The organism is Sphingomonas lacusdianchii (assembly GCF_022664395.1).
Classification (GTDB): domain Bacteria; phylum Pseudomonadota; class Alphaproteobacteria; order Sphingomonadales; family Sphingomonadaceae; genus Sphingomonas; species Sphingomonas lacusdianchii.
In genome coordinates this window covers 44,536-68,355 of sequence record NZ_JAKRET010000015.1, presented here as the reverse complement: position 1 = coordinate 68,355, position 23,820 = coordinate 44,536, and the positions used below count along the sequence as shown (strand labels likewise).

Annotated in this window: 25 protein-coding genes; 16 read left to right on the top strand and 9 right to left on the bottom strand. The window is 65.1% G+C overall.

The genetic code is table 11. The annotated features are described in order from the left end of the window. The first annotated feature begins 1 nt into the window (after position 1). From MF607_RS17840 to MF607_RS17780, 13 genes are all read left to right on the top strand, one after another. On the top strand, positions 2-382 hold the full coding sequence (locus MF607_RS17840) for a hypothetical protein (RefSeq protein ID WP_242121314.1): 381 nt from the start codon (positions 2-4) through the stop codon (positions 380-382). Beyond that, complete coding sequence (locus MF607_RS17835; protein ID WP_242121311.1) at positions 379-1,059, top strand: TrbI F-type domain-containing protein; 681 nt, start codon at positions 379-381, stop codon at positions 1,057-1,059. Before MF607_RS17840 ends, MF607_RS17835 begins: the two co-directional genes overlap by 4 nt. Beyond that, positions 1,040-1,591, top strand: coding sequence for a S26 family signal peptidase (locus tag MF607_RS17830; RefSeq protein WP_242121309.1), 552 nt, complete (start codon positions 1,040-1,042; stop codon positions 1,589-1,591). The genes MF607_RS17835 and MF607_RS17830 overlap by 20 nt, the downstream gene beginning before the upstream one ends. Further along, positions 1,588-2,226, top strand: a complete 639-nt coding sequence (traW, locus tag MF607_RS17825; RefSeq protein ID WP_347340897.1) for a type-F conjugative transfer system protein TraW — start codon at positions 1,588-1,590, stop codon at positions 2,224-2,226. The genes MF607_RS17830 and traW overlap by 4 nt, the downstream gene beginning before the upstream one ends. Continuing rightward, entirely contained in the window at positions 2,226-2,504 is a 279-nt protein-coding gene (locus MF607_RS17820) for a hypothetical protein (RefSeq protein WP_242121307.1), read from the top strand. The genes traW and MF607_RS17820 overlap by 1 nt, the downstream gene beginning before the upstream one ends. Further along, complete coding sequence (locus tag MF607_RS17815; protein ID WP_242121305.1) at positions 2,501-2,767, top strand: hypothetical protein; 267 nt, start codon at positions 2,501-2,503, stop codon at positions 2,765-2,767. Before MF607_RS17820 ends, MF607_RS17815 begins: the two co-directional genes overlap by 4 nt. Continuing rightward, positions 2,764-3,780 (top strand): conjugal transfer pilus assembly protein TraU, encoded by a 1,017-nt coding sequence (gene traU / locus MF607_RS17810; protein ID WP_242121303.1) that lies wholly within the window; start codon positions 2,764-2,766, stop codon positions 3,778-3,780. The genes MF607_RS17815 and traU overlap by 4 nt, the downstream gene beginning before the upstream one ends. Before the next feature lie 11 nt (positions 3,781-3,791). After that, positions 3,792-4,532, top strand: coding sequence for a type-F conjugative transfer system pilin assembly protein TrbC (gene trbC, locus MF607_RS17805; RefSeq protein ID WP_242121395.1), 741 nt, complete (start codon positions 3,792-3,794; stop codon positions 4,530-4,532). After that, positions 4,533-6,338, top strand: coding sequence for a conjugal transfer protein TraN (locus MF607_RS17800; RefSeq protein WP_347340896.1), 1,806 nt, complete (start codon positions 4,533-4,535; stop codon positions 6,336-6,338). A gap of 31 nt (positions 6,339-6,369) precedes the next feature. Further along, entirely contained in the window at positions 6,370-6,729 is a 360-nt protein-coding gene (locus MF607_RS17795) for a hypothetical protein (RefSeq protein ID WP_242121301.1), read from the top strand. Next, entirely contained in the window at positions 6,719-7,624 is a 906-nt protein-coding gene (locus MF607_RS17790) for a conjugal transfer protein TraF (protein ID WP_431311974.1), read from the top strand. Before MF607_RS17795 ends, MF607_RS17790 begins: the two co-directional genes overlap by 11 nt. A 74-nt stretch (positions 7,625-7,698) precedes the next feature. Continuing rightward, positions 7,699-9,102, top strand: coding sequence for a conjugal transfer protein TraH (locus MF607_RS17785; RefSeq protein ID WP_242121296.1), 1,404 nt, complete (start codon positions 7,699-7,701; stop codon positions 9,100-9,102). A 15-nt stretch (positions 9,103-9,117) separates the two neighbouring features. Continuing rightward, entirely contained in the window at positions 9,118-11,955 is a 2,838-nt protein-coding gene (locus MF607_RS17780; RefSeq protein ID WP_242121294.1) for a conjugal transfer protein TraG N-terminal domain-containing protein, read from the top strand. Positions 11,956-11,960: 5 nt separating this feature from the next. Here the strand turns inward: MF607_RS17780 and MF607_RS17775 are convergent, their stop codons facing one another. Next, complete coding sequence (locus tag MF607_RS17775; RefSeq protein ID WP_242121292.1) at positions 11,961-12,161, bottom strand: hypothetical protein; 201 nt, start codon at positions 12,159-12,161, stop codon at positions 11,961-11,963. 41 nt (positions 12,162-12,202) lie between these two features. Here MF607_RS17775 and MF607_RS17770 point away from each other — a divergent pair, with 41 nt between their 5' ends. Both MF607_RS17770 and MF607_RS17765 read left to right on the top strand, forming a co-directional pair. Beyond that, complete coding sequence (locus MF607_RS17770; protein WP_242121290.1) at positions 12,203-12,511, top strand: hypothetical protein; 309 nt, start codon at positions 12,203-12,205, stop codon at positions 12,509-12,511. Beyond that, positions 12,508-12,996 carry a hypothetical protein gene (locus MF607_RS17765; RefSeq protein ID WP_242121289.1) on the top strand — a complete coding sequence of 163 codons (489 nt, stop codon included), beginning with the start codon at positions 12,508-12,510 and terminating at the stop codon, positions 12,994-12,996. Before MF607_RS17770 ends, MF607_RS17765 begins: the two co-directional genes overlap by 4 nt. 296 nt (positions 12,997-13,292) lie before the next feature. Here MF607_RS17765 and MF607_RS17760 read toward each other — a convergent pair whose 3' ends face one another. The 4 genes from MF607_RS17760 to MF607_RS17745 all read right to left on the bottom strand — a co-directional run bounded on the left by MF607_RS17760 (position 13,293) and on the right by MF607_RS17745 (position 17,733). Further along, complete coding sequence (locus tag MF607_RS17760; protein ID WP_242121287.1) at positions 13,293-14,054, bottom strand: Crp/Fnr family transcriptional regulator; 762 nt, start codon at positions 14,052-14,054, stop codon at positions 13,293-13,295. Next, complete coding sequence (locus tag MF607_RS17755; RefSeq protein ID WP_242121285.1) at positions 14,047-14,214, bottom strand: hypothetical protein; 168 nt, start codon at positions 14,212-14,214, stop codon at positions 14,047-14,049. The genes MF607_RS17760 and MF607_RS17755 overlap by 8 nt, the downstream gene beginning before the upstream one ends. A 214-nt stretch (positions 14,215-14,428) precedes the next feature. Beyond that, positions 14,429-17,050, bottom strand: a complete 2,622-nt coding sequence (locus MF607_RS17750) for a PAS domain-containing protein (protein ID WP_242121282.1) — start codon at positions 17,048-17,050, stop codon at positions 14,429-14,431. Next, the gene (locus MF607_RS17745) at positions 17,050-17,733 is read right to left on the bottom strand and encodes a recombinase family protein (RefSeq protein ID WP_242121393.1); all 684 of its coding nucleotides are present in this window, start codon (positions 17,731-17,733) and stop codon (positions 17,050-17,052) included. The genes MF607_RS17750 and MF607_RS17745 overlap by 1 nt, the downstream gene beginning before the upstream one ends. Before the next feature lie 136 nt (positions 17,734-17,869). On the opposite strand from MF607_RS17745, the gene MF607_RS17740 reads away from it, so the two are divergent. Continuing rightward, positions 17,870-20,839, top strand: coding sequence for a Tn3 family transposase (locus MF607_RS17740; protein ID WP_242121280.1), 2,970 nt, complete (start codon positions 17,870-17,872; stop codon positions 20,837-20,839). Here the strand turns inward: MF607_RS17740 and MF607_RS17735 are convergent. From MF607_RS17735 to MF607_RS17720, 4 genes are all read right to left on the bottom strand, one after another. Then, the gene (locus MF607_RS17735) at positions 20,836-21,828 is read right to left on the bottom strand and encodes an ATP-dependent DNA ligase (RefSeq protein ID WP_242121279.1); all 993 of its coding nucleotides are present in this window, start codon (positions 21,826-21,828) and stop codon (positions 20,836-20,838) included. The two genes, MF607_RS17740 and MF607_RS17735, sit on opposite strands and share 4 nt — an antisense overlap. Before the next feature lie 133 nt (positions 21,829-21,961). Continuing rightward, entirely contained in the window at positions 21,962-22,414 is a 453-nt protein-coding gene (locus MF607_RS17730; RefSeq protein ID WP_242121277.1) for a hypothetical protein, read from the bottom strand. A gap of 17 nt (positions 22,415-22,431) precedes the next feature. After that, the gene (locus tag MF607_RS17725; protein WP_242121275.1) at positions 22,432-23,277 is read right to left on the bottom strand and encodes a hypothetical protein; all 846 of its coding nucleotides are present in this window, start codon (positions 23,275-23,277) and stop codon (positions 22,432-22,434) included. Between the two features lie 3 nt (positions 23,278-23,280). Next, entirely contained in the window at positions 23,281-23,466 is a 186-nt protein-coding gene (locus MF607_RS17720) for a hypothetical protein (RefSeq protein ID WP_242121273.1), read from the bottom strand. Between the last annotated feature and the right edge of the window lie 354 nt (positions 23,467-23,820).

Here is a 23,820-nt window from a genome sequence, read left to right as displayed (position 1 = left end):
CATGGCGACTACTTTCCCCAACCGCTGGTTTGAGCGCCGGGAGCGCAAGGCTGTGATGCCGGCGAAGCCGGCGCATAGGACGGACTACGGCTTCGTCCTGTATTTCATGCTTCACAGCCTCGGGTTCGTGAGCGTGACGCTCCTCATGACGTGGGGTGTCTTCGTCCTCTTCTTCCTCGCGATCGGCGGCTTCAGCGTCGACGGGATGATGCACCACCTGGCCAACCTCTCGACCCGGTACATCGCCGCGGACGCGGCCAGGCTCGATCACTTCAAGCTGATCCTCGGCGTGGCTCACATGGTCATCGCCTGCGCGATCATCTTCTTCCGGCGCCACGCCCTGATGCCGCGCGACGCCAAGGTTCTGGAGCAAGCCGCATGACCGACATGACCGAAGCCCTCCGAGCTGAGCCCGCGGTGGCTGGCGCCCCCGCAGACGCGGCAAAGCCCGTCGCTAAGGTAAGGCGCACCGTTTTCGCCGGTTACACCGCTGGCCAGCTCGTCCTCTTCGCGGCCATGATCGCGCTTGTCGTGTGGGGCATGTGGGTCACCCGTGCCCTCACCAGCGAGCCGCCCCAGCGGATCGTCAAAGCCGACCTGTCGCGGATCGTCGGCGACTATGTGCAGGCGCAAGCGCGAAGCGCGACCCCACCGGATCAAGTCCAGGCTCAGATGCGCCAGTTCATGGCGTCTCTGGACAACGAGCTGCAGCGCCGCGGTGCCAAGGGACAGGTCGTCCTCGTCGGGGAGGCGGTCCTCTCGAAGAGTGTCACCGACATCACGCCCGAGGTTGTGAGCGCCGTTTACGCCTCCGGTGTGAAGCGCCCGCAGCCCGCGAGCCAAGAGCAGATGAGCCAGATGATGCGCGCGGTGCCGGCAGCTGCTGCCCAACAGGCAGTGCCCGTGGTCCCGATGCCGACGGCGGCACAGGCACCCGTGGAGCAAGGTGCCTTCGGCCCTGCACCTGTTGCTCCGGCTGATCCTGCCTTTGCTGCCCCCGGAATGGCGGGAGCCAGCGTGTCCAGCTTCGGAGGCCCCGATGGCGCAGGCGCTCAGTGAAGTCGCGGCCTCTGGCGCGCCGGTAGCGCGGTGGCGTCCCAACAAACATCGCTGGGCCGCGCTCGGATTGTTCATCGTCGGCGGCTCTGCCCTGACGGCGATCGCGGACTGGCGTGACTCCCACGGGCTGCTCATCAACAGCTCGGAGTCTCTTCCGAACTGGGCGTTCGTCATCCACAAGACGGCGGTTCCGAAGCGCGGAGAGTACGTCTTCTTCGTCCCCCCGAAGGCCCCGCTGGTCGTCCGGCACTTTGGCGCGAAGAAGCAGATGTTCGGCAAGATCGTCTACGGCATGCCCGGCGACGTCGTTGCGCATCGCGGCCCCGAAGTCTTTGTCAACGGGAAGCTGGTAGCGCGCATGAAGCCGTTCACGCGGTTCGGGGAGCCCCTGGCTGCAGGGCCGACGGGCGTCATCCCGCAAGGGTGCTACTATGTTGGCACGCCGCATAAGGACGGCTTCGACAGTCGCTACGCCGCGATCGGGTACGCCTGCTCGAACAAGATCGTCGGGGTCGGGAGTGCGATCCTGTGAGACGCACCGTGGAGAGCCTCGGCCTCGTCCTGCTCTGCTCGCTCAGCATGTCGTCGGGCACGCTCGCGAAGGATCACGGCGTTTCGGGCGAGACGTTCCCGATCATCGAGCCCGACCTCATGGCGACGATCGAGGCACGGCTGCAGAAGCTGCAGGCGACGGGGGGCATCGACCGCATGAACGCCGAGTTCGCCCGGCGCGCCGAAGCGCGGGTACGTCGCCCCAAGCCGGTCGACGGCATCACGCCTGCGGTTCAGATGCGCGAGTGGGCCTATGACCCGACGATCGTGATCGAGCATGACGTGAGCGACCAGAAGGGCAACCTGATCGCCCGGCGCGGTCAGACGGTGAACCCGCTCGACTTCGTGACTATGCACCAGGCGCTGGTCTTCATCGACGGCGACGACAAAGCGCAGATGGCGTGGGCGACGGAGCGCTACTCCGACCTGAAAGCCAAGATCATCCTCGTGAGCGGCTCTCCCATCGAGGAGATGACCGCCCGCAAGCGCCGCTTCTACTTCGACCAGGAGGGCCGGCTCACCGGGAAGTTCGGCATCCAGCACACGCCCGCGGTCGCGGTCCAGCAGGGCAACATCGTGAAGCTCACTGAGATCAAGCTGAAGGGAAACAGCTGATGCCGCTTTGGCTCGACCTCCTGAAGACGCCGATGGCGGCACCAGAAACGTCGGTGCTCCGGTCGATGCGTCGTACCTTCCAGATCCTGTGCGTCCTCTCGGCGCTCGGCGTCGTCGCGATATCGCCGCTGACGGTGCTTTTTGGACGTGCCGCGCCTGTATGCGTCGCCGGGCTCCTTCTCACGACCGCCCTCTACACGACGCTGTACGTCGTGCGGAAGAACAGGGCGGATAACGCATTCCTTCATGCAGCGGTCGCGTCGGAGGACGGCCAGTGAGCACGCGATCCAGCCAGGCCGGCTCGGCGGCGAAGCGCGCAACGCTGTATTCCCTCCATGACCTGCTGTGCGCCCTGAGCGTCGCGTGCACGCTCCTCGTCGCCGTCGGGCTGCTCTTGTCGTTCCTCTCCGCGGGCACGGCAGGCGCGGGCGCCGGTCCGACCGGTTTCGAGCTGTTCTTAGCGCTGGGTCATCTCGCCTGCCTCTATGCTGGTCTGGCGTGGGTGAAGTTCCGGCTGCGTCGCAAGGAGGGCCGCTCGTGAGGGCGCTCCGTCTCTTCGCCGGCGTTCTCGCGCTTGTCTTGGCAGCGGCCGTGTTCACGACGCCGGCCCAGGCTCAGTCGCGGTGCACGGGCAAATTCGTGAATCCAATTACCGACGTCTGCTGGTCGTGCCTCTTTCCGCTCTCAGTTGGCGGCTTGAAGATCTGGCCGAGCACGCGGCCCGACACCGACAATCCCTCGCTGCCGGTCTGCGCCTGCGGCAGCCCGGTTCCGCGTATCGGCATCGCCGCAGGCTTTTGGGAGCCGGTTCGACTAGCTGACGTGTCGACCAAGCCGTGGTGCTTCGTGAACCTCGGCGGCCTCAAAATCGCGCCGGGGTTCGATATTGGCCAGGGCCATCTCGAAGGCCCCTCCGCGATCGGCGGCAAGGCACAGAACACGTCGAAGTGGCACGTCCACTGGTACGTCTACCCGCTCCTCTACTGGATGGAGATCCTGACGGACTTCTTGTGCTTCGAGCAGGCATCGTTCGACATCGCCTACATGACCGAGGTCGATCCCCTCTGGCAGGATGACACCCTAACCGCTCTCATCAACCCGGAGGCGGTCCTCTTCTCCAGCAAGATTGCACAGGCTGCCTGTGCCGGCGATTGCATCGCCGCCACGGCGAAGCTCCCCCTCGACCAGCTGTTCTGGTGCGCGGGCTGTCAGGGTCCGATGTATCCGGTCAACGGCAACGTGCCGGCCTCGATCGGGCACGTTCAGGCCTCGCGTCTCGCGCTCGCCCGCTTTGCCTTCAAGATCCACCGTGAGGGCCTGGCTTGGGGCACGATGGGCTCGAAGGGGCTCTGCAATAAGTACCTCATGCCGGTGCTTAAGAAGCAGCAGTACCGCGTCCAGATGGTCAACCCGATCCCGACGGTCAGCGGCAAGTTCGCCTGCTCACCGCTGGGTGCCTCGACCTTCCCGCCGCAGGCAGGCCGGGCCTTCCCCGTCCAGGGCGAGGACATGGGCTACCTCGTGTGGCGCAAGCGCAATTGCTGCGTACTCTGAAAGGAACCGCGATGCGACGCCTACCGATCCTCATCGCCGCTTTCGCCGGGATCGGCGCCATCCAGGCTCTCGCGCAGTCTGTGGATGGCATCGACGTGGAGGCGATAAAGAAGCGCTCTGCGGCCATGAAAGAGGACGCCGAGACGTTCGTCCAGCAGGTCCGGACCCGGGGCGACGCGTTCCGGGAAGAAGCGATCGCGCTTCGCAAAGGCGGCACCGACAATATGGTGACCCTCGCGAAGGCAGATATCCCGATGAACGGTGGCGACACCTTCGACTTCGACGAGATCATCAAGGGTGCGTCGCAGAACATCGCCGGCACCAAGGGAGAGGCACCGCAATTCATCGCGTTCGCGAGCCTGTCGATGCCGCCCAAGGCGCTTCGTCAGCTCATCGCCGACACGGCGAAGGCGGGGGGCGTCGTCGTCTTCCGCGGGTTCCCCAACAACTCGATGAAGGCGTTCAGCGCGGCGCTCGGGAAGGTCGTGACCGAGCAGGACCAGCTCGCCAACGTCGGCATCGATCCGCGGCTGTTTCGCGCCTTCAACGTCCAGGCCGTGCCGACCTATGTCGCGGTGTCGAGCGATTTCGACCTGTGCGCTGGCCTGAACTGCCAGACCCAGGTCCCCCCGCATGACCGGATGACTGGCAACGTCTCGGTCAACTATGTGCTGGACACGTTCGTCAACGCCCGCGGCCCGGGTGCCGGCGTGGCCGCTGTGGCGCTGCGGAACATGGCGAAGGCCGGCTAGGTGAGGGCGTTCACCGCCTCGGTCCTGATGTCTCTGGCATGCGCTGCCGGCGGTGCCGTGTTTGCGCAGACTGTTCAGACAGTCGAGCAGGCCAGGGAAGAGGGCAAGAACATCGGCAAGACGATGCGTGCCGATGACACGCTGATGCCTTCTGAGGCGAAGCGAAACGACGTTCCCGGCTACGCCGGCGACGATCTTCCGCAAGGCGCGTATTTCGACGATCCCGACAAGCTCGTGGCCGACGGCAACATCACGGCGAACACCAGCGAGGCGTTCGGGACCGTGACCGACAAGGGCCGCACTCGTCCCAGCTTCAGCAACGCCGAGATCACGGCGGCGACCAGTCGCGGCATGGCCATCGAGGGCAATCCGGACACCTATCTCGACGGCCAGAGCCTCGGTGGCGGATCCGGCACCTGCACGCCCCTCCCCCCGCCGGCGGGGTCGAAGGGCTACTACGAGGCGACCTGCAACCGAGGCTCCAAGGTTGTCGAGAAGACCGAGAGCTGCTCGGGTCGCATGGTGCCGTCCGTCGTCAACACGACGCGCTACTTCTACTACGGGATTCGGGACCAGAACGAGGCCAACGGCTTCGCCAAGAACTCGGTCATGCAGAGCAAGGTCGCATCTGGCCTCTGCCGCGCCGAGCCGGTCACCAAGCATCTGTGCGATGCGCAGATCGATCTCGGCGCTGGTGGCGACAACGTCGAGAGCTACCGGCGGTACTGCAAGCGGCAGGGCTCGCTCAACACGCAGGCGCAGCTCTATTCCTGCTCGAGTGAGATCCCGCAGGGCCAGATCCCGTACCACACGAACTATGCGACGGGCACGGTCTACCTAAAGCAGGAAGGCGCCGTCAGCGTCACGGTCACCCGCAACGAGGGCACATGTCCGGCACTGGCGGCCGATACGTCGTGCGTCCCGCAAGATGTTGAGGTTTGCACCGAGGGTCCCGAGACCCGGATGATCGAGGGCCAACCCGTCACGCAGAGCTGCTGGGCATGGTCACGCCAGTTCACCTGTCAGCGCCTCACCCCGGCGAACGACTGCGGCGATCTCGACCAGAACACGCAGTGCCATTACGTCCGGGACGAGTGCCTGGATGATCCGCAGCAGGGCGCGTGCCAGGTTTCCCAACGGATCTACAGCTGCCCGCTCCCGGACGACCAGCCGACGGGTGGGAGCCAGTATGTCTGCGGAAATGACGTCTACTGCATCAACGGCGATTGCGAGACGATCGAGCGGGAGGCCTCGACCGAGTTCAAGGACGCCCTGGTGGCGCTCCACGCTATCGGGGACGCGGGCAAGCAGTTCGACCCGAACACCCTGACCGTGTTCTCCGGTACGCGCGAGACCTGCAACAAGAAGATCTTCGGCGCTTCGAACTGCTGCTCGGGCAAGGGCGTCCCGCTCCTCACGCCGTGGCTGTGCAGCACGGCGGAGAAGCAGCTCGACGAGAAGGATGACAAGGGCCTCTGCTACAAAGTCGGGTCGTATTGCTCTGACAAGGTCCTGGGCGTCTGCGTGACCTCGAAGGACGCCTACTGCTGTTTTGGCAGCAAGCTCAGCCGCATCCTGCAGGTCCAGGGGCGGCAGCAGATTGGCAAGCCTTGGGGCAAGCCGAAGAACGAACAGTGCAAAGGCTTCACTATCGAGGAGTTCCAGCGGCTCGATCTATCCAAGATGGATTTCACCGAAGTGTACGCTGAGTTCCAGGAGGCAGCAAAGCTGCCCGATGAAGTCAGCGTGATGACCGACATCCAGCAAAAGATACAGGACTACTATGACCTCCATGGCAGCAAATGACGCTGATGGGGCCGGGGGGATGGCGCCGTGCATGGTCAACATGTCGGTTCTCGATCTGGCCATTTTCATGCGGGTACATCGGACCAACCGTGTTGCCGTCGCCGGCGATGTCTCGGCGACGATCGGCCAGTGGTTCGATTGTGTGGTGGATCCCCGCGAGATCGAGGCGGGCTTCCGCCGGATGCTCGCGCTGGGATGGCTGGTCAGCCGCGACAGCGGGGTTCGCCCGACGATCGCGGGGCGACGGCACGGCCGCATGCACCTTCGTGGCCTCGTTCGGATGATGGATCAGGGCACCAAGATGCTCGACGTCGCCCGAATGATGTCGGTTCTCAACCTCGCGATGATCGAGCTCGATGGGGAGCACTCAGATGATGACGATGAAGCTTGACCACCGGAAGGTGGCCAAGGTCGGCCGCGGCCGCCTGACGCACCTTGCAGCTATTCTGCTGGCCGCCCTGCCGGCGCTCCCCGCTCCTGCCCTCGCGCAGACGGCGGAGGGGACGGACCCGGTGATCGAGGCTGGAGTAGGCGATGAGGCTGTCGACCTCGGTGCCGACGCCGGTGACGGCGGCGATCGCGGAGATGGCTTCTACTGCGGCGAGCGCAAGCTCGGGCAATGGTTCTATTGCGATCGGCCGAAGTCCAGGCCGGTGGCGCCGAAGGCTGCGGCTCCCGTGCAGTCCGCCAGCCAGCGCATGGCAGCGATCGCCAAGCAGCTCGACGAACTCAAGGCGCGAGCGATCCTCGAGCCGACAGAGGCGAACGTGATCGCCTATGTCCGCTTCCAGCGTGAGCAGCTCGACCGCGCGTCCACCTTCTCGGACACATGGCAGCGTGCCCTCTGGCAGAACCCGGACATCGACTACACGCTGCAGCGGCCGGTCTCGACCGTCGCGAAGCGGGCCTGGTCCGACAACCGCACTGCGGACCGTGACCAAGTCCTGTCGCGCCTCGGCCAACGCTACGGCATGTTCTACTTCTTCGCGCAGTCATGTGCGGCGTGTGAGGTATTCTCCCCGATCCTTCGCTCGGTTGCAGATAGCCATCGCATCTCGGTGATGGCGGTCTCGACCGACGGCGGTCCGAGCCGGACATTCCCGAACTACGTGGTCGACTCCGGCCAGCGCGCACGCATGGGCGTCCCGCTCGCCACGCCCGCTCTTGTCCTCTTCGACACGGTCACCCGCAAAACCGTCCCGATCGGGTTCGGCGTTATGTCGGCCGACGAGATCATGGAGCGCATCTTCATGCTCACCAACACCAAGGTCGGGAGTGACTACTGATGACGCACCCTCCCACGCCCTCCCCCCGCCCTTCCCGCTTCCGCGTCTTCCGTCGGCGGCTTGCCGCCGGAGCCATGACGCTCGGGGCGGCCAGCATGGTTCCGGTCGGTGTCGCGCGAGCGGACGTGGCAGGCCAGATGAACTCGTTCTTCAACGAGTCCGGCGGCGCTGCAAACGTCACTGGGCCGACCGCCTACCAAGGTCAGGCGGCGGGCTATTACTCCGGCGGCAACATCTGGACGCGTTTCCCGCAGAAGAGCGTTCAGCCGTTCAACCTACAGCTGCCGAGTGCCCGGGCAGGTTGCGGCGGCATCGACCTGTTCTCCGGATCTTTCTCGTTCATCAACGCCTCTGAGATGGTCGCCCTCCTGAAGGCAACCGCCAACAACGCGCTTGGCTTTGCCTTCAAGCTCGCAATCGACAGCGTCTCGCCGGAGATCGGCAAGGTGATGAGCGAGTTTGCGCAAGCCGCGCAACAGATGAACCAGATGAACATCTCGTCGTGCGAAGCGGCGCAGGGGCTGGTTGGCTCGGTGTGGCCGAAGGTGCAGGGCGCTCGGTCGACTATTTGCGCGGCGGTCGGCAACAGCCAGGGTGTGTTCTCTGACTGGGCGCGCTCGCGGCAGGGGTGCGGTCCCGATGGCCAGATCGACAGCGTCCTTGCCGGCAACACCGACGCGAAGATGGACGATCAGATCCCGCTCGCCCCTCGCAACTACACCTGGCAGGCCATCAAGCGGTCCAACAAGTTCGGGTCGTTCGACAAGGGCTTCTCCGAATACCTGATGACCGTGGTCGGGACCGTTATCACCAACCCGAACGGCGCGGGCGGCGGTGCCTCGATCCAGTACCTCGGGCCGGCGGAAGACGCGGTCGTCACGGCGCTTCTCGATGGCACCCAGACCGGTAACACGGCGAAGGTCCTGACTTGCGACACGGACGATCAGTGCCTCAACGTGACTGAGGCCAATCTCTCCATCCCGACCAACGTGGCGCTCCGTCCTCGGGTCCGTGCGATGATCGTCTCGATGAACGACAAGATCCGCACCGACGCGGCGCTGGACTCGGCCGAGCAGCAGCTACTCAACATGACGTCGGTGCCGCTCTACAAGATGCTCGCCGTCCAGGCGATGGCTCACCAGAACTTCGGGGACGGTGAGATCGACGTGCTAGCCGAGATCGTGGCGGTGAACCTCCTGAGCTCGATGATCGAGAACATGCTCGATCGCGTGAGCCAGGCCGAGGTCCACTTCCAGCCGGCGGATCAGGCGACGGCCGAGACGTGGCGCCGTCAGCTTGCCGAAGCGCGCAACAAATACAGCCAGCGCGATATCAAGCTGAAGAACACGCTGACCGCGACGATCGCGCTCATCAACCGGTCGGTACAGGTCGAGTCCACCCTCCAGAACACGATGTCGCCGGGTATGGCCGCAGCGCTCAACTTTTCACGCGGGTTGAACGCGCAGGGCCTCAACTAAGCGGGGAACGGGATCATGCTCGAGGTCTTCACGATTGGCGGCGGCGAATATATCGTCAACACCTTCAACGCCGTAGCGGCGTGGACGGGTGGCGGAGGGTACAAGTCCCTCATCAAGGTCGTGATGGTCCTCGGGCTCATCTACTCGCTTCTGGCGGTTGCCTTCACGATGAACTTTCGTGTCTGGATGAACTGGTTCATCGGCGCGACCCTGATCTACATGTGCCTCATGGTGCCGACCGTCACCATCAAGGTGACGGACCGGGTGAACCCCTCTCTCGCGCCGGCGACGGTAGCGAATGTCCCACTCGGTCTAGGGGTGATCGCGAGCTTCACGAGCCAAGTCGGTGACTGGCTGACCCGCACGGCCGAAACCGTGTTCGTGATGCCGAGCCAGCTCAGCTACACCACCAACGGCATGATCTATGGCTCGCGGCTCTTTGACGCGACCCGCAACTTTTACATTCACGATGCCGAGTTCGCGGCCAATCTCGAAGCGCACATGAAAAACTGCGTCTTCGGGGATATACTGCTCTACCAGAAGTCGTTGACCGACCTCGCTAAGTCGAAGGACCTTTGGACGGACCTTGGCCCCGGCTCGGCCGCTCGGGCGCAGCCGTGGATCGACAAGTCGGGCGGAGCGATCACCAGCAGCATCGTGACGTGTCGAAACGCCTACGAGTATCTTTCCAACAGGTGGCCAGCTCAGATCGAGGCAGAGACCGCTGACTGGGCGAAGAAGACCTATCCTAAGCTGACAACGGCGGAAGCCGTCGCCAAGCTGAAGCAGGACGTTCCGATCGCGAACCAGGCGTTCACGAACGCGAGCAGCGACTACGTTGCGACGATGCGCCAGAATACGGCCATCAATGCCTTCATGCAGGCCCGCGACGGCATGGCCGGTGGTCCAGGGGGCGCCTCGATCGATACCTTCGCGACCACCCGCGCGGACATCCAGGCGCGGAACACCTACAACTCGATCGCGCAACAGGCGATGTCGTGGGTGCCGATCCTCAACATCGTCCTGACGGTCGTCTTCTACGCCATGTTCCCGGTGATCTTCCCTCTGTTCCTGATGCCCCAAACCGGCGTGGGAGCTTTGAAGGGTTATCTTACCGGCTTCTTCTACTTGGCGGCATGGGGTCCGTTGTACGTCATCCTCCACATGATCTGCATGACGCGGGCCACGGCCGCATCGGCGAGCATGTCGGATGGTGGTCTAAGTCTCGGGACCGTCGCCGGCATTGGGGCGGTCAACGCGGAGACCGCCACGATCGCCGGGTTCATGCTCATGAGCGTGCCCTTCATCGCGGGCGGCTTGGCTCGCGGCGCGATGGGGATCTCGGGTCAAGCGACGTCGATCCTTGCCCCGGCGCAGAACGCGGCCGAGGCCGCGGCGCTGGAGCAGACGACGGGCAACTACTCCTATGGCAACACCAGCTTCGCGAACTCGACGTCGAACATGCGTCAGAGCAACGCTTGGTCGGATCTGTCGTCGTACACGACCGGCGCAAACAGCTTCAATGTCCATGAGGGTAACGGCGCCATCAACAGCTACAAGGCGAGCGGGGCCGTAGTGACGGACACGACGGGAGCGATCTCGCGTCTGCCGATGCAACCAACGATGACCAGCGGCTATGTCGCCGAGATGCGGCAGCAGGCCAGCTTGGTCGAGCGAGCAGCCCGTAGCGAGGAAGAAGCAGCCGCGGCCTCTCTCACGACGACGCATACCGATCGCAGCTCCTTCGGACGCTCGACGAGCATGTCCTCGGGTTTCGAGATTGGACAGGGTGGACAGACCGGCACGTCGCTGGAGACCTTCGACCGGAACACCGGCTCGACCTCATCCGGGACGGAAGAGCGCTCGTCGACCGGCCAGAGCCAGCGGGTATCCGATAGCCACAGCCGTGGTGCCGAGACCGTTCGTCTTACCCAAGGCGGGATCAGTATCGGCGGAGGAGTGGGGAGCGGCGGATCTGGCGATGGCCAGGTGGGCGGAACGCCGAAGGGTCGCGTCGGTCGCGCGCTGGGTGCACTGCCCATTCCGCAGATCAAAGGCGGTGTATCTTGGACCGGCAGCCAGCGCGACGGCCTTACCCACAACACCGATCGTTCCCGGTCTGACGATTATAGCAGCAGCCAGAACACCGGCTCTCGCGACGAACATTCCAACGGAGACAGCGCTGGGACGTCCTCGAGCACCTTTAGCCGTAGCTCGACGTTCTCGCGGTCGTCATCGGATTCGACCTCGTCAGTCAGCCAGGAAGACGCGCGTGCTCGCGCCTATGTGCACGAGCAGCGTGCTCGAAAGCTTCATGAGCTCGCCGAGCAACTGACCAATGATGCGAACTTCGCCGAGAACAACGGCATGCAGATGAGCGTCAATCTCAGCCAGGAGCTCGCCGATTGGTATCGCCAAGAAGCTCGCGAGCACCCCGGTCTCAACGCCCCTGCTCTGCACGAAGTGTCGCTCACGGCGCAGCAGCGGCAGACCCGTGATGCTATGGTCTCTCAGTTCCTCGCAGAACGTCGGCAGGCTATCTACGATCAGGTTTCGGATCGTCTTGAGACCCCAGACCTGGTGCAGGTCGCGCCTCCGCCTGTATCGACCGAGGCGGATGTTGCCGCGCGTTATCACCCGCATGGCCTCAATGGCCTTCCTGCGGCGCCTGCATTGCCCAACGGAGACGCCGCGCGAGCGCGCATTTCCGTGGGCAAGGATAATCTAGAAGCCGAGCAGGAAACCCAGCGGGTGATGCGTGGTGGGTACGTCCAAGGCGGTGCTCAGGTTCAGTCGGAAGTCACCGACGGACTGAACCACGGCTTCTTCCATGATCCGAAGCTTCGGGAATGATCGTGCTAGATGGCAAACCAGCAGTAGGCGAAGCCGGCGAGCAGGATCACCGTGGTGATACCCTGGCCGATCATACCGCCACGGGTGGGCTTGCCATCTGCGTCCCGATAGACATGATCGGGCGTGGCTACGCCATCGTCCTCCATGACGTACATCGGCCCCATCGGGCTGTCCTTGGTGGCATAGTAGAACTGCTGGTCGATCATGGCAGACGCCTCCGCCGTCATGATCGCACGAGGGGAGCGATATGACAACCTCAAACGGGCCTAAGCAGATCGCCGTTGAAGCGGGCAATCACGCCCTCTTTGGCTTTTCCTGGATGCTGGTGATGGCGATCGGCCTGATGCCGTTGGCGGAAGCCTCGCTCAGCCGCTCGCCCTCGATCACGATGCCCACAACCGTCGCCTTCTTCGTGGCCGTCGGCAGCGGCATCCTCCTGCGGAGGCGCTATTCCTGGGTCGGTCTCGTTCTCCACATCTATGGCCAGATCGCCGTGTGGCTCTCCCTGTTCGTCATGTCGCTGGCCATCGTGCTGTTCGCGGTAGGTCACGGATGATCCCGTTCTGCCTGATCGTTGGCGATAGCACGGGCGTTGGTACAGCGGCGGCTTTGGCGGCCCAGGGTATCCGATGCGAAGTGCAGGCCAAGGTCGGCGCATCCTCGGCGCGCGTGCTTCAGGCCCAGCCTGCCGGCGCTATCGCGGGACGGGCAGTTATTGCCGTCGGGTCGAACGACCCCGACAATCCGCGGCTGATGCAAAATCTGTCTGCGCTTCGGGGGCGGCTCGTCGCCGGACACGTCACATGGCTTGCCCCGTACAACCGGAAGGCTGCTGCAGTTGTGACCGCGCTCGCGTATTCCCGTCGCGACAGCGTCGTGCAGCTTTCCAGTTACCCAAGCCGCGACAGGCTTCATCCAGCCAGTTATCGCCAAGTGGCTAGCGGGCTTGGTTGGTCCGACGACGCCATAACGAAGCCAGCTGGAATGAGGTATTCCTTACCCGCACGCCCACGGCTCAGCCGGCTCGACAGGCGGTCGTGATCGCGTTCTGAAAGCAGGTTAGCGCCGGACCCCGCAGAGCTCCGTCACGTCGACGAGGGACGCGTGACGCACCTTGTCGGGGACCGGTGAGAGGAAGCCCGAAAACGTACGCTTAGGCCATCGGATCGTCAGCTTCGGACAAGCCTAAGTAAGCCCGCGCAGCTCGCCAACCTGAGCCTCATATTCTGTCGCGAGCAGGCGTGCGCCGAGGCTGCCTCGGTCTCCTCAGGGGCACGCCGGGCAATAGTTGAGATTGTCGTTCGTCACGCCGGCTACTCCGGTCTGGTAGCTCCCACTCACGCCCGTTGATCATGCAGATAGGCGGGGTCGAACTCGCCGATCCGTCGAAGCGCGGCCATGTCGGTAATCGTCATTGCCCGCCCATGCGTATCGATCAGTCCCCCGGCGCGGAGCTGTTGGACCATGCGATTGACGTGAACCGCGGTCAGCCCCAGCATGTCGGCGATCTGCTCTTGCGTCAGCGGCAGCTCGAAGCGGCTCTCCGTCTCGACCGCATTTCCGAGCCGCACGCTCAGCTCGCATAACAGGTGCGCCAGCCGCTGCCTGGCCGATAACCGCCCAAGGCACAGCGCCCATTGGCTTAGAATCGCATTCTCACGCATCGCGAGCCACGCCAACGTCTTGGCGATGCCGATGTGCTGCTCTGCAAGGGAAGAGATGCGATCTCGTGCGACGGAAATGGTCTTTGCCGCTGTGAGCGTCCGCGCCGAATAATTCGATCGCGTGAATAGCGACGTATCTAGGTTCGCGACGTCACCGGGGATCAGCAATGCCACGATCTGACGGTGACCCTCCCGCGTCGTCTTGTAGCGGCAGGCCCACCCCTCGATCAGAATCTCGACGTGGTGGGCAGGCTCGCACTGCCGCAACAAGTCCTTATAGGCTGCAATCGACCTCGGAGGAAGCGTGATGCTCTCAAGCGCGTGCCGCTCCTCGCTCGACAGAAAGGGCGAAGCGGCTAATCGCGTTCCCAGCAGCGTTGCTTCGGGCGAACGTGGATGCGATGCCCTGGTGGCAGACCTGACCTCCTCAAGCATGTTCGTTCTGCCTTGCGGGTGCTCCCGAAGCGATGCGGTCGAGATAGGCTTCGGCGAGCTGATGATGCGCCGCCACCACTTCCGGTTTGGTCGCCTGTCGCGCCAGCTCCAATTCGGCTTGGGCGCGACGTTGAAAGTAGATGATATCGTCCTTGGTCATGGCCTTCCTCCATGTCCCCGTTCAGAAACGATACATATTTCGAAATCTTAACCTTGTTAAGACCTGGCATCCCTCTTCTTGGCTCTGTGATCGCCTTGTGGAGCACGCGCGAAAGCTGCTCGCCGGTGAATCCCGCGTCTAACTAGAGCCCGGGGAGAGAAGGCTGAAAATGTAGCCTGAAGCCGGTCGTCACGGAAGCCGGCGCGACAGGTCGTCAACCGACCAGCGCTTCCCGGATCTTGCGCGCCAGCGTCTCCATCTGGAACGGCTTGGTGACGATGGACATGTCGCGGTCGAGCTGGCCGTTGCCGACGACGGCGTTCTCCGCATAGCCGGTTATGAACAGGATTTTCAGGTTCGGCCGGACGAGCCGCGCGGCGTCGGCGACCTGGCGCCCGTTCAGGCCGCCAGGCAGGCCGACGTCGGTGATCAGCAGATCGATGCGGGCGTCGGATTGCAGGATGCGCAGGCCCGACGGCCCGTCCGACGCCTCAATGGTGGAATATCCTCCCTCCGCCAGCACCTCGCCCACCAGCATGCGGATGGTCGGTTCGTCGTCGATGACCAGGACCACCTCGCCGTCGCTTGAGGGCACCTCCAGCGTCGTCGGGCCGTCATGTGCCTCCGCGACGGTTTCGCCGTCGTATCGGGGCAGGTAGAGGCACATGGTCGTGCCCTGGCCCACTTCGGAGTAGATGCGGACCTGTCCGCCCGACTGGCGCGCGAAGCCGTAGATCATCGACAGCCCGAGCCCGGTGCCCTCGCCGAGCGGCTTGGTGGTGAAGAACGGGTCGAACGCCTTGGCGATCACGTCGCGGGTCATGCCGGTGCCGGTGTCGGAGACGCACAGCGACACGTACTGGCCGGGCGACAGGTCCTGCTCGGCCGCGGAGCGGTCGTCGAACCACTTGTTGGCCGTCTCGATCGTCAGCCGGCCGCCATCGGGCATGGCGTCGCGCGCGTTGATGCACAGGTTGAGGAGCGCATTCTCGAGCTGGTGCGGATCGACGCAGGTCGCCCACAGGCTGCTCGCCTCCACCACCTCCAGATGGACGGACGGGCCGACCGTGCGCCTGACCAGCTCCTCCATCCCAACCACCAGCCGGTTGACGTTGGTGGGCTTGGGGTCGAGCGTCTGGCGACGCGAGAAGGCGAGCAACCGGTGCGTGAGCGCGGCCGCGCGCCTGACCGCGCCCTGCGCGGCGTTCGAGTACCGGTCGATCGCGTCGTACCTGCCTTGCGCGATGCGGACCTGCATCATCTCCAGGCTGCCGCTGATGCCGGTGAGCATGTTGTTGAAGTCGTGCGCCAGGCCACCGGTGAGTTGGCCGACCGCCTCCATCTTCTGCGACTGTCTAAGCGCGTCCTCCGCCTGGACGAGCTGACGGGTGCGCTCCTCCACACGCGCTTCCAGCGTCTCGTTGAGCGCGCGCAACGCCAGCTCCGCTCGGCGCCGCTCGACAGCGACCCGGGTGCGGTCGGCGACCTCGCGAAGGAACGTCGCCTCGTCCTCGGACCAGCTGCGGGCGCTGCCGTGATTAAGGTAGAACAGCGCCACGGTGCGGCCCTGCTCAACGACGGGCATGTTGATGAAGGAGTGGGCGGCGATGGCCTTGAGCGCGTGGGCGGTCGGAGCGGTGCGCGGATCGCGATCGGCATCCTCGACGACCACCGTGTCGCCGCGGACCAGATCCTCGATGTAGGAGCCGTACTCGCGGAAGTTGAGCGTGCCGGCGAGGCTCTGGATGCCGGGCGCGTTCCAGTCGCGCTCGATGGTGATCGTCTCCGCGTCCGGGTCGACCGTGCCGTAGCCCGCGCGGTCGACGTCGAGCGCCTCGCCCAGTATGCGGCCAGCGGTGAACGAGATGTCGGCGCTGTCGTCGAGATCGCGGAACGCGTCCGACAGCTCGACCAGGCCGCGACGCATCCGGTCGGCGCGCATCCGCTCGGTGATGTCGAGCGACACGCCCGCCATGCGGGTCGGCACGCCGTCGTCGGTGTAGGTAGGCCGCGCCCGGATCGCGACCCAGCGGACCCGGCCCTCCGGCGTCACCGCCCGGTACTCGATGTCATAATCGGTCCGGTTCTCGACGCTCGCGGCAACCGCGTCTCGCATCCGAGCCCGGTCATCCGGATGCACGGCCTCCAGCAGCTCGGCGTAGCTGAACGGCTCGTCCGGGCTCCGGCCGAAGTTCTCGCGACACGTCGCCGAGGTGGTCAGCTCGTTGGAAGTGAGGTCCAGGCTCCAGGCGCCAAATCGCCCGGCCTCCAGCGTGAAGCGCAGTTCGTCCTCGTTGGCCTGCTGCTCGCGCAGCTTGCCCGCGAGCTCGGCGATCAGCGCGGCGTTGCTGCTCTCCAGGTCCGCCAATCGCTCACGCTCGAGCGTAACGTCGACCTGGCTGGCAAAGAAGTAGGCGAGGTTGCCTTCCAAATCCCTCACCGGCGCCAGAAGCAGCCGGTTCCAGAACGGCTCGCCGTCCTTGCGGTAGTTGCGGATGTCGCACTCGACTGAGCGCTCCGCCTGCACCGCGGCGCGGACGCGCGCCTTGGTCTCCGGATCGGTGTCCGGCCCTTGGAGGAAGCGGCAGTTCCGCCCAAGAATCTCCTCGCGCGCATAGCCCGACAGGCGGCAGAAGGCGTCGTTGGCGAACACCACCGGGTTGTCGTCGAGCCGGGGGTTGGTGATGATCATCGGCATGCGCGTCGCGCGCACCGCGGCGACGAACGGGTCGGTGCCAACATCCACCCCGGCGAGCTCGGCGTCGATCCGCTCCGCATCGCCGTCGATGATGCGCGCGTTCGGCATGGCGGCTCGATCCATCAGCTTGTCGGTCATCAGGATTTTTCCGAGTTGGTGGCGGCGACGCCGGTTTTTCTGGATTGAGGCCGGTCGGATGTGGAGCGTCGCGCCAGAAGCTTTTCGCCGTCCGGCCTGATCCGCCCATCGGGGGTGACGTGTCGGTAGAGGGTCTGCCTTGTGACACCCAGCTCGGCGCAGAGCTCGCCTACTTTGGTTTCAGGCTTGCCCATTGCGGCCTGAGCGAGCCGAAGCTTCGCGGCCGTCATCTTGAACGGCCGCCCGCCATGACGGCCGCGCGCCCGGGCGGACGCCAGACCCGCGTGCGTGCGCTCGATGATGAGCTCGCGCTCGAACTCCGCCAACCCAGCAAAGATCGCGAACACGAGACGGCCGTTCGCGGTCGTGGTGTCGATCGACGCACCTTCGCCAGCGAGCACCTTCAGCCCGACGCCGCGCTTTGTGAGATCGCCGACGAGGTTGACGAGATGGCGCAGATCGCGGCCGAGCCGGTCGAGCTTCCACACCATCAGCGTGTCGCCGACCCTGAGCGCCTTCAGGCAGGCGTCGAGCCCGGGCCGCTGGTCGCGCCGCCCCGAAACGCTGTCCTCGTAGATGTGCTCGGCCGCGACGCCCGCGCCCACGAGCGCGTCGCGCTGCAGGTCGTGAACCTGGCTGCCGTCCGTCTTCGAAACCCGGGCATAGCCGATCAGCGTCGTCACATATTCGTCCGTATAGGTGACAACGCCGCGTTGCTCGCCACCGAGCCGCTTCTTTGTCACTTAACCCGTGTTCCTGTCTATGCTCCGCGAACATCCTGAACGGAACGATATCTGACGGGTGCGGGGAGCCGGGGCGATGTCGACCAAGACGATACTCTCGCCGGGGCAGCGCGCCGCGATCTTCGACCCGCCTGCCGATCGCGAGACGGTCGAGCGGCTATACACGCTCGGACCCGAGGAACTTGCCCAGATCGGCAGGCGACGCCGCGGCGCCAACCGGATCGGCTACGCGGTCCAGCTATGCTACCTTCGCCATCCGGGTCGAGCGCTGGCCCCTGATGAGCAGCCGCCCGCCGTCATGCTGGCCGCCCTGTGCGAGCAGCTAGGCAGCAGCTCGGCCGACTTTACCGGCTATGCCGACCGGGCACCCACCCTGCGCGAGCACCGCGCCGAGATCGAGGCGCTACTTGGGCTGCGAGCGTTCGAGCGCGCGGACCTGCGCGCCATGCTGGCGGTCGGGATCGAGATCGCCACCTCGACCGACCGCGGCGCTCCGATCGTCGCTGCCATGGTCGAGCGCCTGCGCCTGACGCGGGTGGTGGTGCCCGCGGCCTCCACCCTGGAGCGCGTCGCCCTGATCGCCCGCGCCCAGGCGAGGCGCACTGCCTATGCCGGCCTGATCCGCGACTGTACGGCCGAGCAGGAGTCGGGCCTCGGCGAGCTGATCGACCCGGGCGAGCGGGGCCGGACGGGCCTCGGCTGGATCCGCGACTGGTCGGAAGCGCCGAGCGCGTCCAACCTGAAGGCGCTGGTCGAGCGGCTGGACCGGGTCCGTGCGCTGGGCATCGAGCCGGACCGCGCGCGGCGCATTCATGGTGCCCGCTATGCCGTGATCGCGCGCGTCGCCGGCATCGTCACCGCGCAGCACCTACGCCGCCTCGAGCGACGCCGACGGCTGGCGACGCTGGTCGCGTTCGCGATCGAGATGGACGCGGCCCTGACGGACGCCGCGCTGGTCATGGTCGAGAAGCTGGTCGGCTCGCTGTTCCGACGCGCGGACCGGACCCGCTCGGAACGGCTGCTCGGCCAGGCCCGGCTACTGAAGGACATGGCGCGGGTCCATGCCCGGCTCGGCCGCCTCCTGATCGACGCTCGCACGACCGGCCGCGACCCGTTGCGGGCGGTCGCCGACCGTATCGGCTGGGATCAGCTCGAGCGCAGCGTCCGGTCCGCGGAGGAGCTGACCCGCGCGGGCGACGACGGTCTGGAGGAGGTGGTCGAGCGCTATCCGGCCGTGCGCAAATTCGCGCCCACCTTCCTGGCCGCCTTCGTCTTCCGCGCCGCCAGGCCGGGCGACCCGCTGCTCGGTGCCGTGGACGCGCTCAGGCGCATGTACCGGGACGGCCGCTCCGTGCTGCCGAAGCGCGTGCCGACCACATTCCTGAAACCGCGCTGGCGCAGGGTGGTGTTTCCCGCAGGAGCGGGGATCGACCGTCGCGCCTACGAGATAGCCGTCATCGTCCACCTACGCGAGCGGCTCGCGTCGGGGAGCGTCTGGGTCGACGGGAGCCGCGCCTACCGCACGCTCGACGACTATCTGCTGCCATGGGCAGCATTCGCCGGGCTGCGCGACGACGGCCAGCTTGGGCTGGCGGTCACGCCCATGTTCCAGGACTGGCACGACGAGCGCCGCGCCTTGCTCACCCGGCGCATGGACGAGGTAGAGCGCGCGGCCGCGGCCGGCGAACTCGTCGACGTCGCGATCGCGGGCGGCGAGCTTACCATCTCGCCGCTGCGACGCTCCGTGCCCGACGAGGCGGAGGAGCTGAAGGCGCGTCTCTACGCGCTCCTCCCGCGCATCCGCGTGACGGACCTCTTGGTCGAGGTCGCGGCCTGGTCGGGGTTTGCCGACCGCTTCGTCCATGCGCGTAGCGGTGAGCCCGCGGCCGACCAATCCGCGCTGATGGGCACCATCCTCGCCGACGCGACCAACCTCGGGCTCGGCCGCATGGCCGAGAGTTCGCGCGGGCTGACGCTCGCCCGCCTGCGCTGGACGGCCGAGTGGCACGTCCGCGACGAGACCTACCTGTCGGCGCTCGCCGCCATCGTCGATACGCACACCGCGCATCCGCTCGGGGCGGTATGGGGCCCCGGCGACACATCGTCCTCCGACGGCCAGTTCTTCCGGGCGGGCGGTCGCGGCGAGGCGCGCGCCGACCACAACGCGCGCTACGGCTCGGAGCCGGGCGTGCTGTTCTACACGCACGTCTCCGACCGGTTCACGCCGTTCCACACCAAGGTCATCGCCGCGAACGCCGGCGAGGCCGCCCACGTCATCGACGGCCTGCTCGACCACGAGAGCGAGCTCGTCATTCGCGAGCATGCGACAGACACGGCCGGAGCCGTCGACCATGTGTTCGGGCTGTGTCACCTGCTCGGCTTCCGGTTCGCGCCGCGCATCCGCGACCTGAACGAACGTAGGCTCTATGGCATGACAGCGCTCGACGCCTGGCCCACGCTCCGGCCGCTCGTCGCGGGCCCGGTCAATGTCCGTGCGATCGAGGAGAACTGGGACGAGACGATCCGGCTCGCCGCCTCGATCAAGGCGGGCACGGTGAGCGCGTCCGCCATGCTGCGCAAGCTGGCGGGCTACCCACGCCAGAACCCGGTCGCCCGGAGCTTACGCGAGATCGGCCGTGTCGAGCGAACCCTGTTCATGCTCGACTGGTTCGATGATCCCGAGCAGCGACGCCGCACCGGCTCGATCCTGAACAAGGGCGAGGCCCGGAACGCGCTCGCGCGCGCCATCTTCTTCAATCGCCTGGGCGAACTCCGGGATCGCACGTTCGAGAACCAGCGGCACCGCGCGTCCGGGCTGACGCTGGTCACGGCCGCGGTGACGTTGTGGAACACGGTCTATCTGGACCGCGCCGTCCAGCATCTCCGCCGAACCGGCGTCGACGTTTCCGACGAGCTGCTCGCCCATGTCGCCCCGCTCGGCTGGGAGCATGTCGGGCTCACCGGCGACTATCTCTGGAGCGAGATCGACCGCCCGCGCGAGCGATTCAGGCCTCTACGCGTGCCGCGACCGGGCGAGAACCGTTAGCGTACGTTTTCGGGCCTTCTCTCACCGGCTCCCTTGTCGCTTCCCTTCAGATGGCGGACGCGAACGCGCATGAGCGGCTCGATCCAACGAGCCTTTTTCGAGCGAGGCATACCGGACAGCGGCCGATCACGAGCGAGCTGCTCGGCCGCAGCGTAGAAGACCTCGCGGCTGTCCGTCGGCAGCGTCACAGCGGCCCCCCCCGCATATTCCAAGCCCTCACCGGTTTCCCGCGCCAGGAGGGCAGACACCGGCTCTCCCGGCGTGGCTTCGGTGCCGACTACGATGAACTCCTCTACGGTCCACGCCTTGATCTTGAGCCAGTTGCGGGTGCGGCCGCTCTGGTAGCGGGTTCCGCGCCTTTTGGAGACAATCCCTTCCAGTCCCATTCCATCAACGGCGTCGAAGAACGCCCGGCCGCCTCCTCGAACGTCAGCGCTGAAATGGATCGGGCTTGTAGGATCGAAATCGCCAATGACTTTCTCAAGCCGCTCTCTGCGCTGCTCGACAGCGAGCGGCCGAAGGTCGGTGCCGTCGAGGTGGAGAGCGTCGAACGCCATAAAAACGAGACGGTCGGGATCTCGGCCGATGGCGGATCGTAGCGCGTCGAAATCACTGCGCCCCGCATCATCTTGCACGATCAATTCGCCATCGATGATCGCCCGTTGGCAGGAGAGGGCGCCGGCAGCGGCGACGAGGGGCGTGTAGCGCTCTGACCAATCCTGGCCATTCCGCGTGAAGGCGCGGATCTCGGGTCCGTCGATCACCAACTGCGTTCGATAGCCGTCATATTTGATTTCGTGGATCCAATCCTCGCCGTCCGGCGCGATCTCGACCAGCGTTGGAAGCATAGGCTCGACGAAAGCAAGAGGCGGGCCGCTGCGAGCATTCGGCGGCAACGGGTCATGGCCCGGCTCGTCATGGTGGAGCACGTCGCCGAGATTGCGGCAATCGACCGCCTGCCCGCACTCAGGGCAGGTGATGAAGTGCATCGCCTCGTCCGGGAGATCCGGAGCGACCACGGGACAGGCATTCAGCTCTTCCCGGCGTGACGATCGAGGGCGCTTCACCGGAAAGAATCGCTTGCACCGCAGACTCGTTCCCGGTTGCCGCTTGTGGTTGCACTCAGATGGGAGGTGGTTCGTAGCGCGTTCGCCGGCGTGCGCGTTCGACGTCGCATAGGTAGCTCGCCCAAGGCCAACGCTGGCCGATCGTGGGTAGGGTCTCATCAAGGCGCAGGGCTTCCGCAACGCGGACCTCGAGCGCCGCTGCCCGGGTTTCCGAGGCGTCGGTGTACCAGGCAAACAGACGAGTGAGCTTGACGGTAATCCAAGGCCCTACCGCCAGCAAAACAAAGAGCGGCACGGTGGGATGGCGCAGGCCGAAGGTCCACAAGGTTCCAGAAAAGATAACTGAACCGACGACAATGCCGATCCAGAAGACCTCCCTTCGGCGCAGTTCGTAAAGGAGCGGTAGCGCCCACAGGTCACGTGTGAAGCTCCCTACCGACACAAGCAAAGCTGCAATCGAGCCGATAAAGAGAAGAATGCTGAGAACGGCACCGAGGCTATAGGCCATCGCGTGGATGGCGCCACTCACGGTTGTACCCTCTGAGTAGTATCAGCTGGCACGGTCTGATCAATTTCCGCAAGTAAGCTGTTCGCGACGCTGTGTACGACGATGTTGTTGATGACCCGGGCCTCCAGCGCCACAATCCCGCCGGTATAATCTTTAGCGTGATGGCGGATTCCGCTCTGCTCCGCATCGTCCCCAAACCGATTGCGACGCCACCACCCGCCGGGCTCACCCTGGAGCGAGCCCAATTCGTATAGGAACCGTTCGGGGCGGGCTAGAGCTATCGACAGGATCTCGCCCTTGTCCCCTTGCCGGACCTCGACGATCGCACCCTTGTAGGCAATCCCGAACTTCCCGCTCATTGTCGAGGTGAAGACATGACCGACGGGCGTGTAGCCATTCTCTGCTGGACGCGTGACATGCTCGAAAATCCAGCCCTGACCGTTGAAGTCAACTCTCTCGAAAGCAAGGTCGAACAGGTCGCTCATTATGAAGTTCGCGACCGCTATCGCCTCCAGAAATAGCACCACCGCTAGACCCAGCGCGGCACTAAACGGCATGGCGGTCCCCTCAACGGCCGCGAAGAAAGCAGCAATCGGATTTTGGATTACTGGCCCAAAGTCGACGGACGGCACCTTGTCATGGACCGCGACTACGAAGTCGATCGCAAGGCTGCTGAGCAGGAAGGCGCCACCATGGACAAGCATGGAGAACAGCGTAGCCATGACCAGCGCGCTAACCGCCGTTAACGGCAATTCGGGGCGTCGCGCGCCTCCGCGCCGCGTTCGATAGTTGAAGGCGGCCAGGACAACCAAGCCGGGCAGGAGGACGAGAACGCTCGCCAGCAGGCCGAGCGTTAGGCTCATGCCTTACCGGGCCGGAGTCTTTGTCGGCTTGAAGATGAAACGGCCAGTCGCACCGTCGCGGGCGAGCTGGCCTTTGCCTTGCGCCTGTCGCCGCTCAATCTCAAGGCGGACAAGCTCATCATATCCGCCGACCTTGCGGGCGGCCGAACCGGCCTGTCGCTGCTGCCCAAGGGTCAAGATCGATGCCATGGCTTATAGATAGCTCCAGCGAGACCCTTCGTAAACGACCAGAGGCGGGAATTATCTCCGTCTCGCCCGGCCCGGGCAGTGGGAGCATGCGCCTCTCTGGTAGCGCCTGAGATTAAGCCTTGGCAGAAAGCGTGCACCTCGATGCACAACCCCAGGATAGCGCTTCCCTCGCAGCCGGGTGCTCACAGCGGTGAAACGTCTTCATACCGGCCGGCTTTCCGAAGCTGACGCACAATGCCGTTGAATGCTGCCGTCACCCCTTGAGCTCTCCCGATCTCGTTTTCCTGGGCGGCAGCGTCCCAAAACAACTCGAGCGGCCAACGCTCCGGACAGTGCGGGAGCAGACACCGAAGA

Excerpts from the sequence above, each read along its gene's own strand:
- MF607_RS17840 (WP_242121314.1), top strand. The coding sequence starts at position 2 with ATGGCGACTACTTTCCCCAACCGCTGGTTTGAGCGCCGGGAGCGCAAG.
- MF607_RS17835 (WP_242121311.1), top strand. The coding sequence starts at position 379 with ATGACCGACATGACCGAAGCCCTCCGAGCTGAGCCCGCGGTGGCTGGC.
- MF607_RS17830 (WP_242121309.1), top strand. The coding sequence starts at position 1,040 with ATGGCGCAGGCGCTCAGTGAAGTCGCGGCCTCTGGCGCGCCGGTAGCG.
- MF607_RS17820 (WP_242121307.1), top strand. The coding sequence starts at position 2,226 with ATGCCGCTTTGGCTCGACCTCCTGAAGACGCCGATGGCGGCACCAGAA.
- trbC (WP_242121395.1), top strand. The coding sequence starts at position 3,792 with ATGCGACGCCTACCGATCCTCATCGCCGCTTTCGCCGGGATCGGCGCC.
- MF607_RS17795 (WP_242121301.1), top strand. The coding sequence starts at position 6,370 with ATGGTCAACATGTCGGTTCTCGATCTGGCCATTTTCATGCGGGTACAT.
- MF607_RS17790 (WP_431311974.1), top strand. The coding sequence starts at position 6,719 with ATGAAGCTTGACCACCGGAAGGTGGCCAAGGTCGGCCGCGGCCGCCTG.
- MF607_RS17785 (WP_242121296.1), top strand. The coding sequence starts at position 7,699 with ATGACGCTCGGGGCGGCCAGCATGGTTCCGGTCGGTGTCGCGCGAGCG.
- MF607_RS17780 (WP_242121294.1), top strand. The coding sequence starts at position 9,118 with ATGCTCGAGGTCTTCACGATTGGCGGCGGCGAATATATCGTCAACACC.
- MF607_RS17775 (WP_242121292.1), bottom strand. The coding sequence starts at position 12,161 with ATGATCGACCAGCAGTTCTACTATGCCACCAAGGACAGCCCGATGGGG.
- MF607_RS17770 (WP_242121290.1), top strand. The coding sequence starts at position 12,203 with ATGACAACCTCAAACGGGCCTAAGCAGATCGCCGTTGAAGCGGGCAAT.
- MF607_RS17765 (WP_242121289.1), top strand. The coding sequence starts at position 12,508 with ATGATCCCGTTCTGCCTGATCGTTGGCGATAGCACGGGCGTTGGTACA.
- MF607_RS17760 (WP_242121287.1), bottom strand. The coding sequence starts at position 14,054 with ATGCTTGAGGAGGTCAGGTCTGCCACCAGGGCATCGCATCCACGTTCG.
- MF607_RS17755 (WP_242121285.1), bottom strand. The coding sequence starts at position 14,214 with ATGACCAAGGACGATATCATCTACTTTCAACGTCGCGCCCAAGCCGAA.
- MF607_RS17750 (WP_242121282.1), bottom strand. The coding sequence starts at position 17,050 with ATGACCGACAAGCTGATGGATCGAGCCGCCATGCCGAACGCGCGCATC.
- MF607_RS17740 (WP_242121280.1), top strand. The coding sequence starts at position 17,870 with ATGTCGACCAAGACGATACTCTCGCCGGGGCAGCGCGCCGCGATCTTC.
- MF607_RS17735 (WP_242121279.1), bottom strand. The coding sequence starts at position 21,828 with ATGCACTTCATCACCTGCCCTGAGTGCGGGCAGGCGGTCGATTGCCGC.
- MF607_RS17730 (WP_242121277.1), bottom strand. The coding sequence starts at position 22,414 with ATGGCCTATAGCCTCGGTGCCGTTCTCAGCATTCTTCTCTTTATCGGC.
- MF607_RS17725 (WP_242121275.1), bottom strand. The coding sequence starts at position 23,277 with ATGAGCCTAACGCTCGGCCTGCTGGCGAGCGTTCTCGTCCTCCTGCCC.
- MF607_RS17720 (WP_242121273.1), bottom strand. The coding sequence starts at position 23,466 with ATGGCATCGATCTTGACCCTTGGGCAGCAGCGACAGGCCGGTTCGGCC.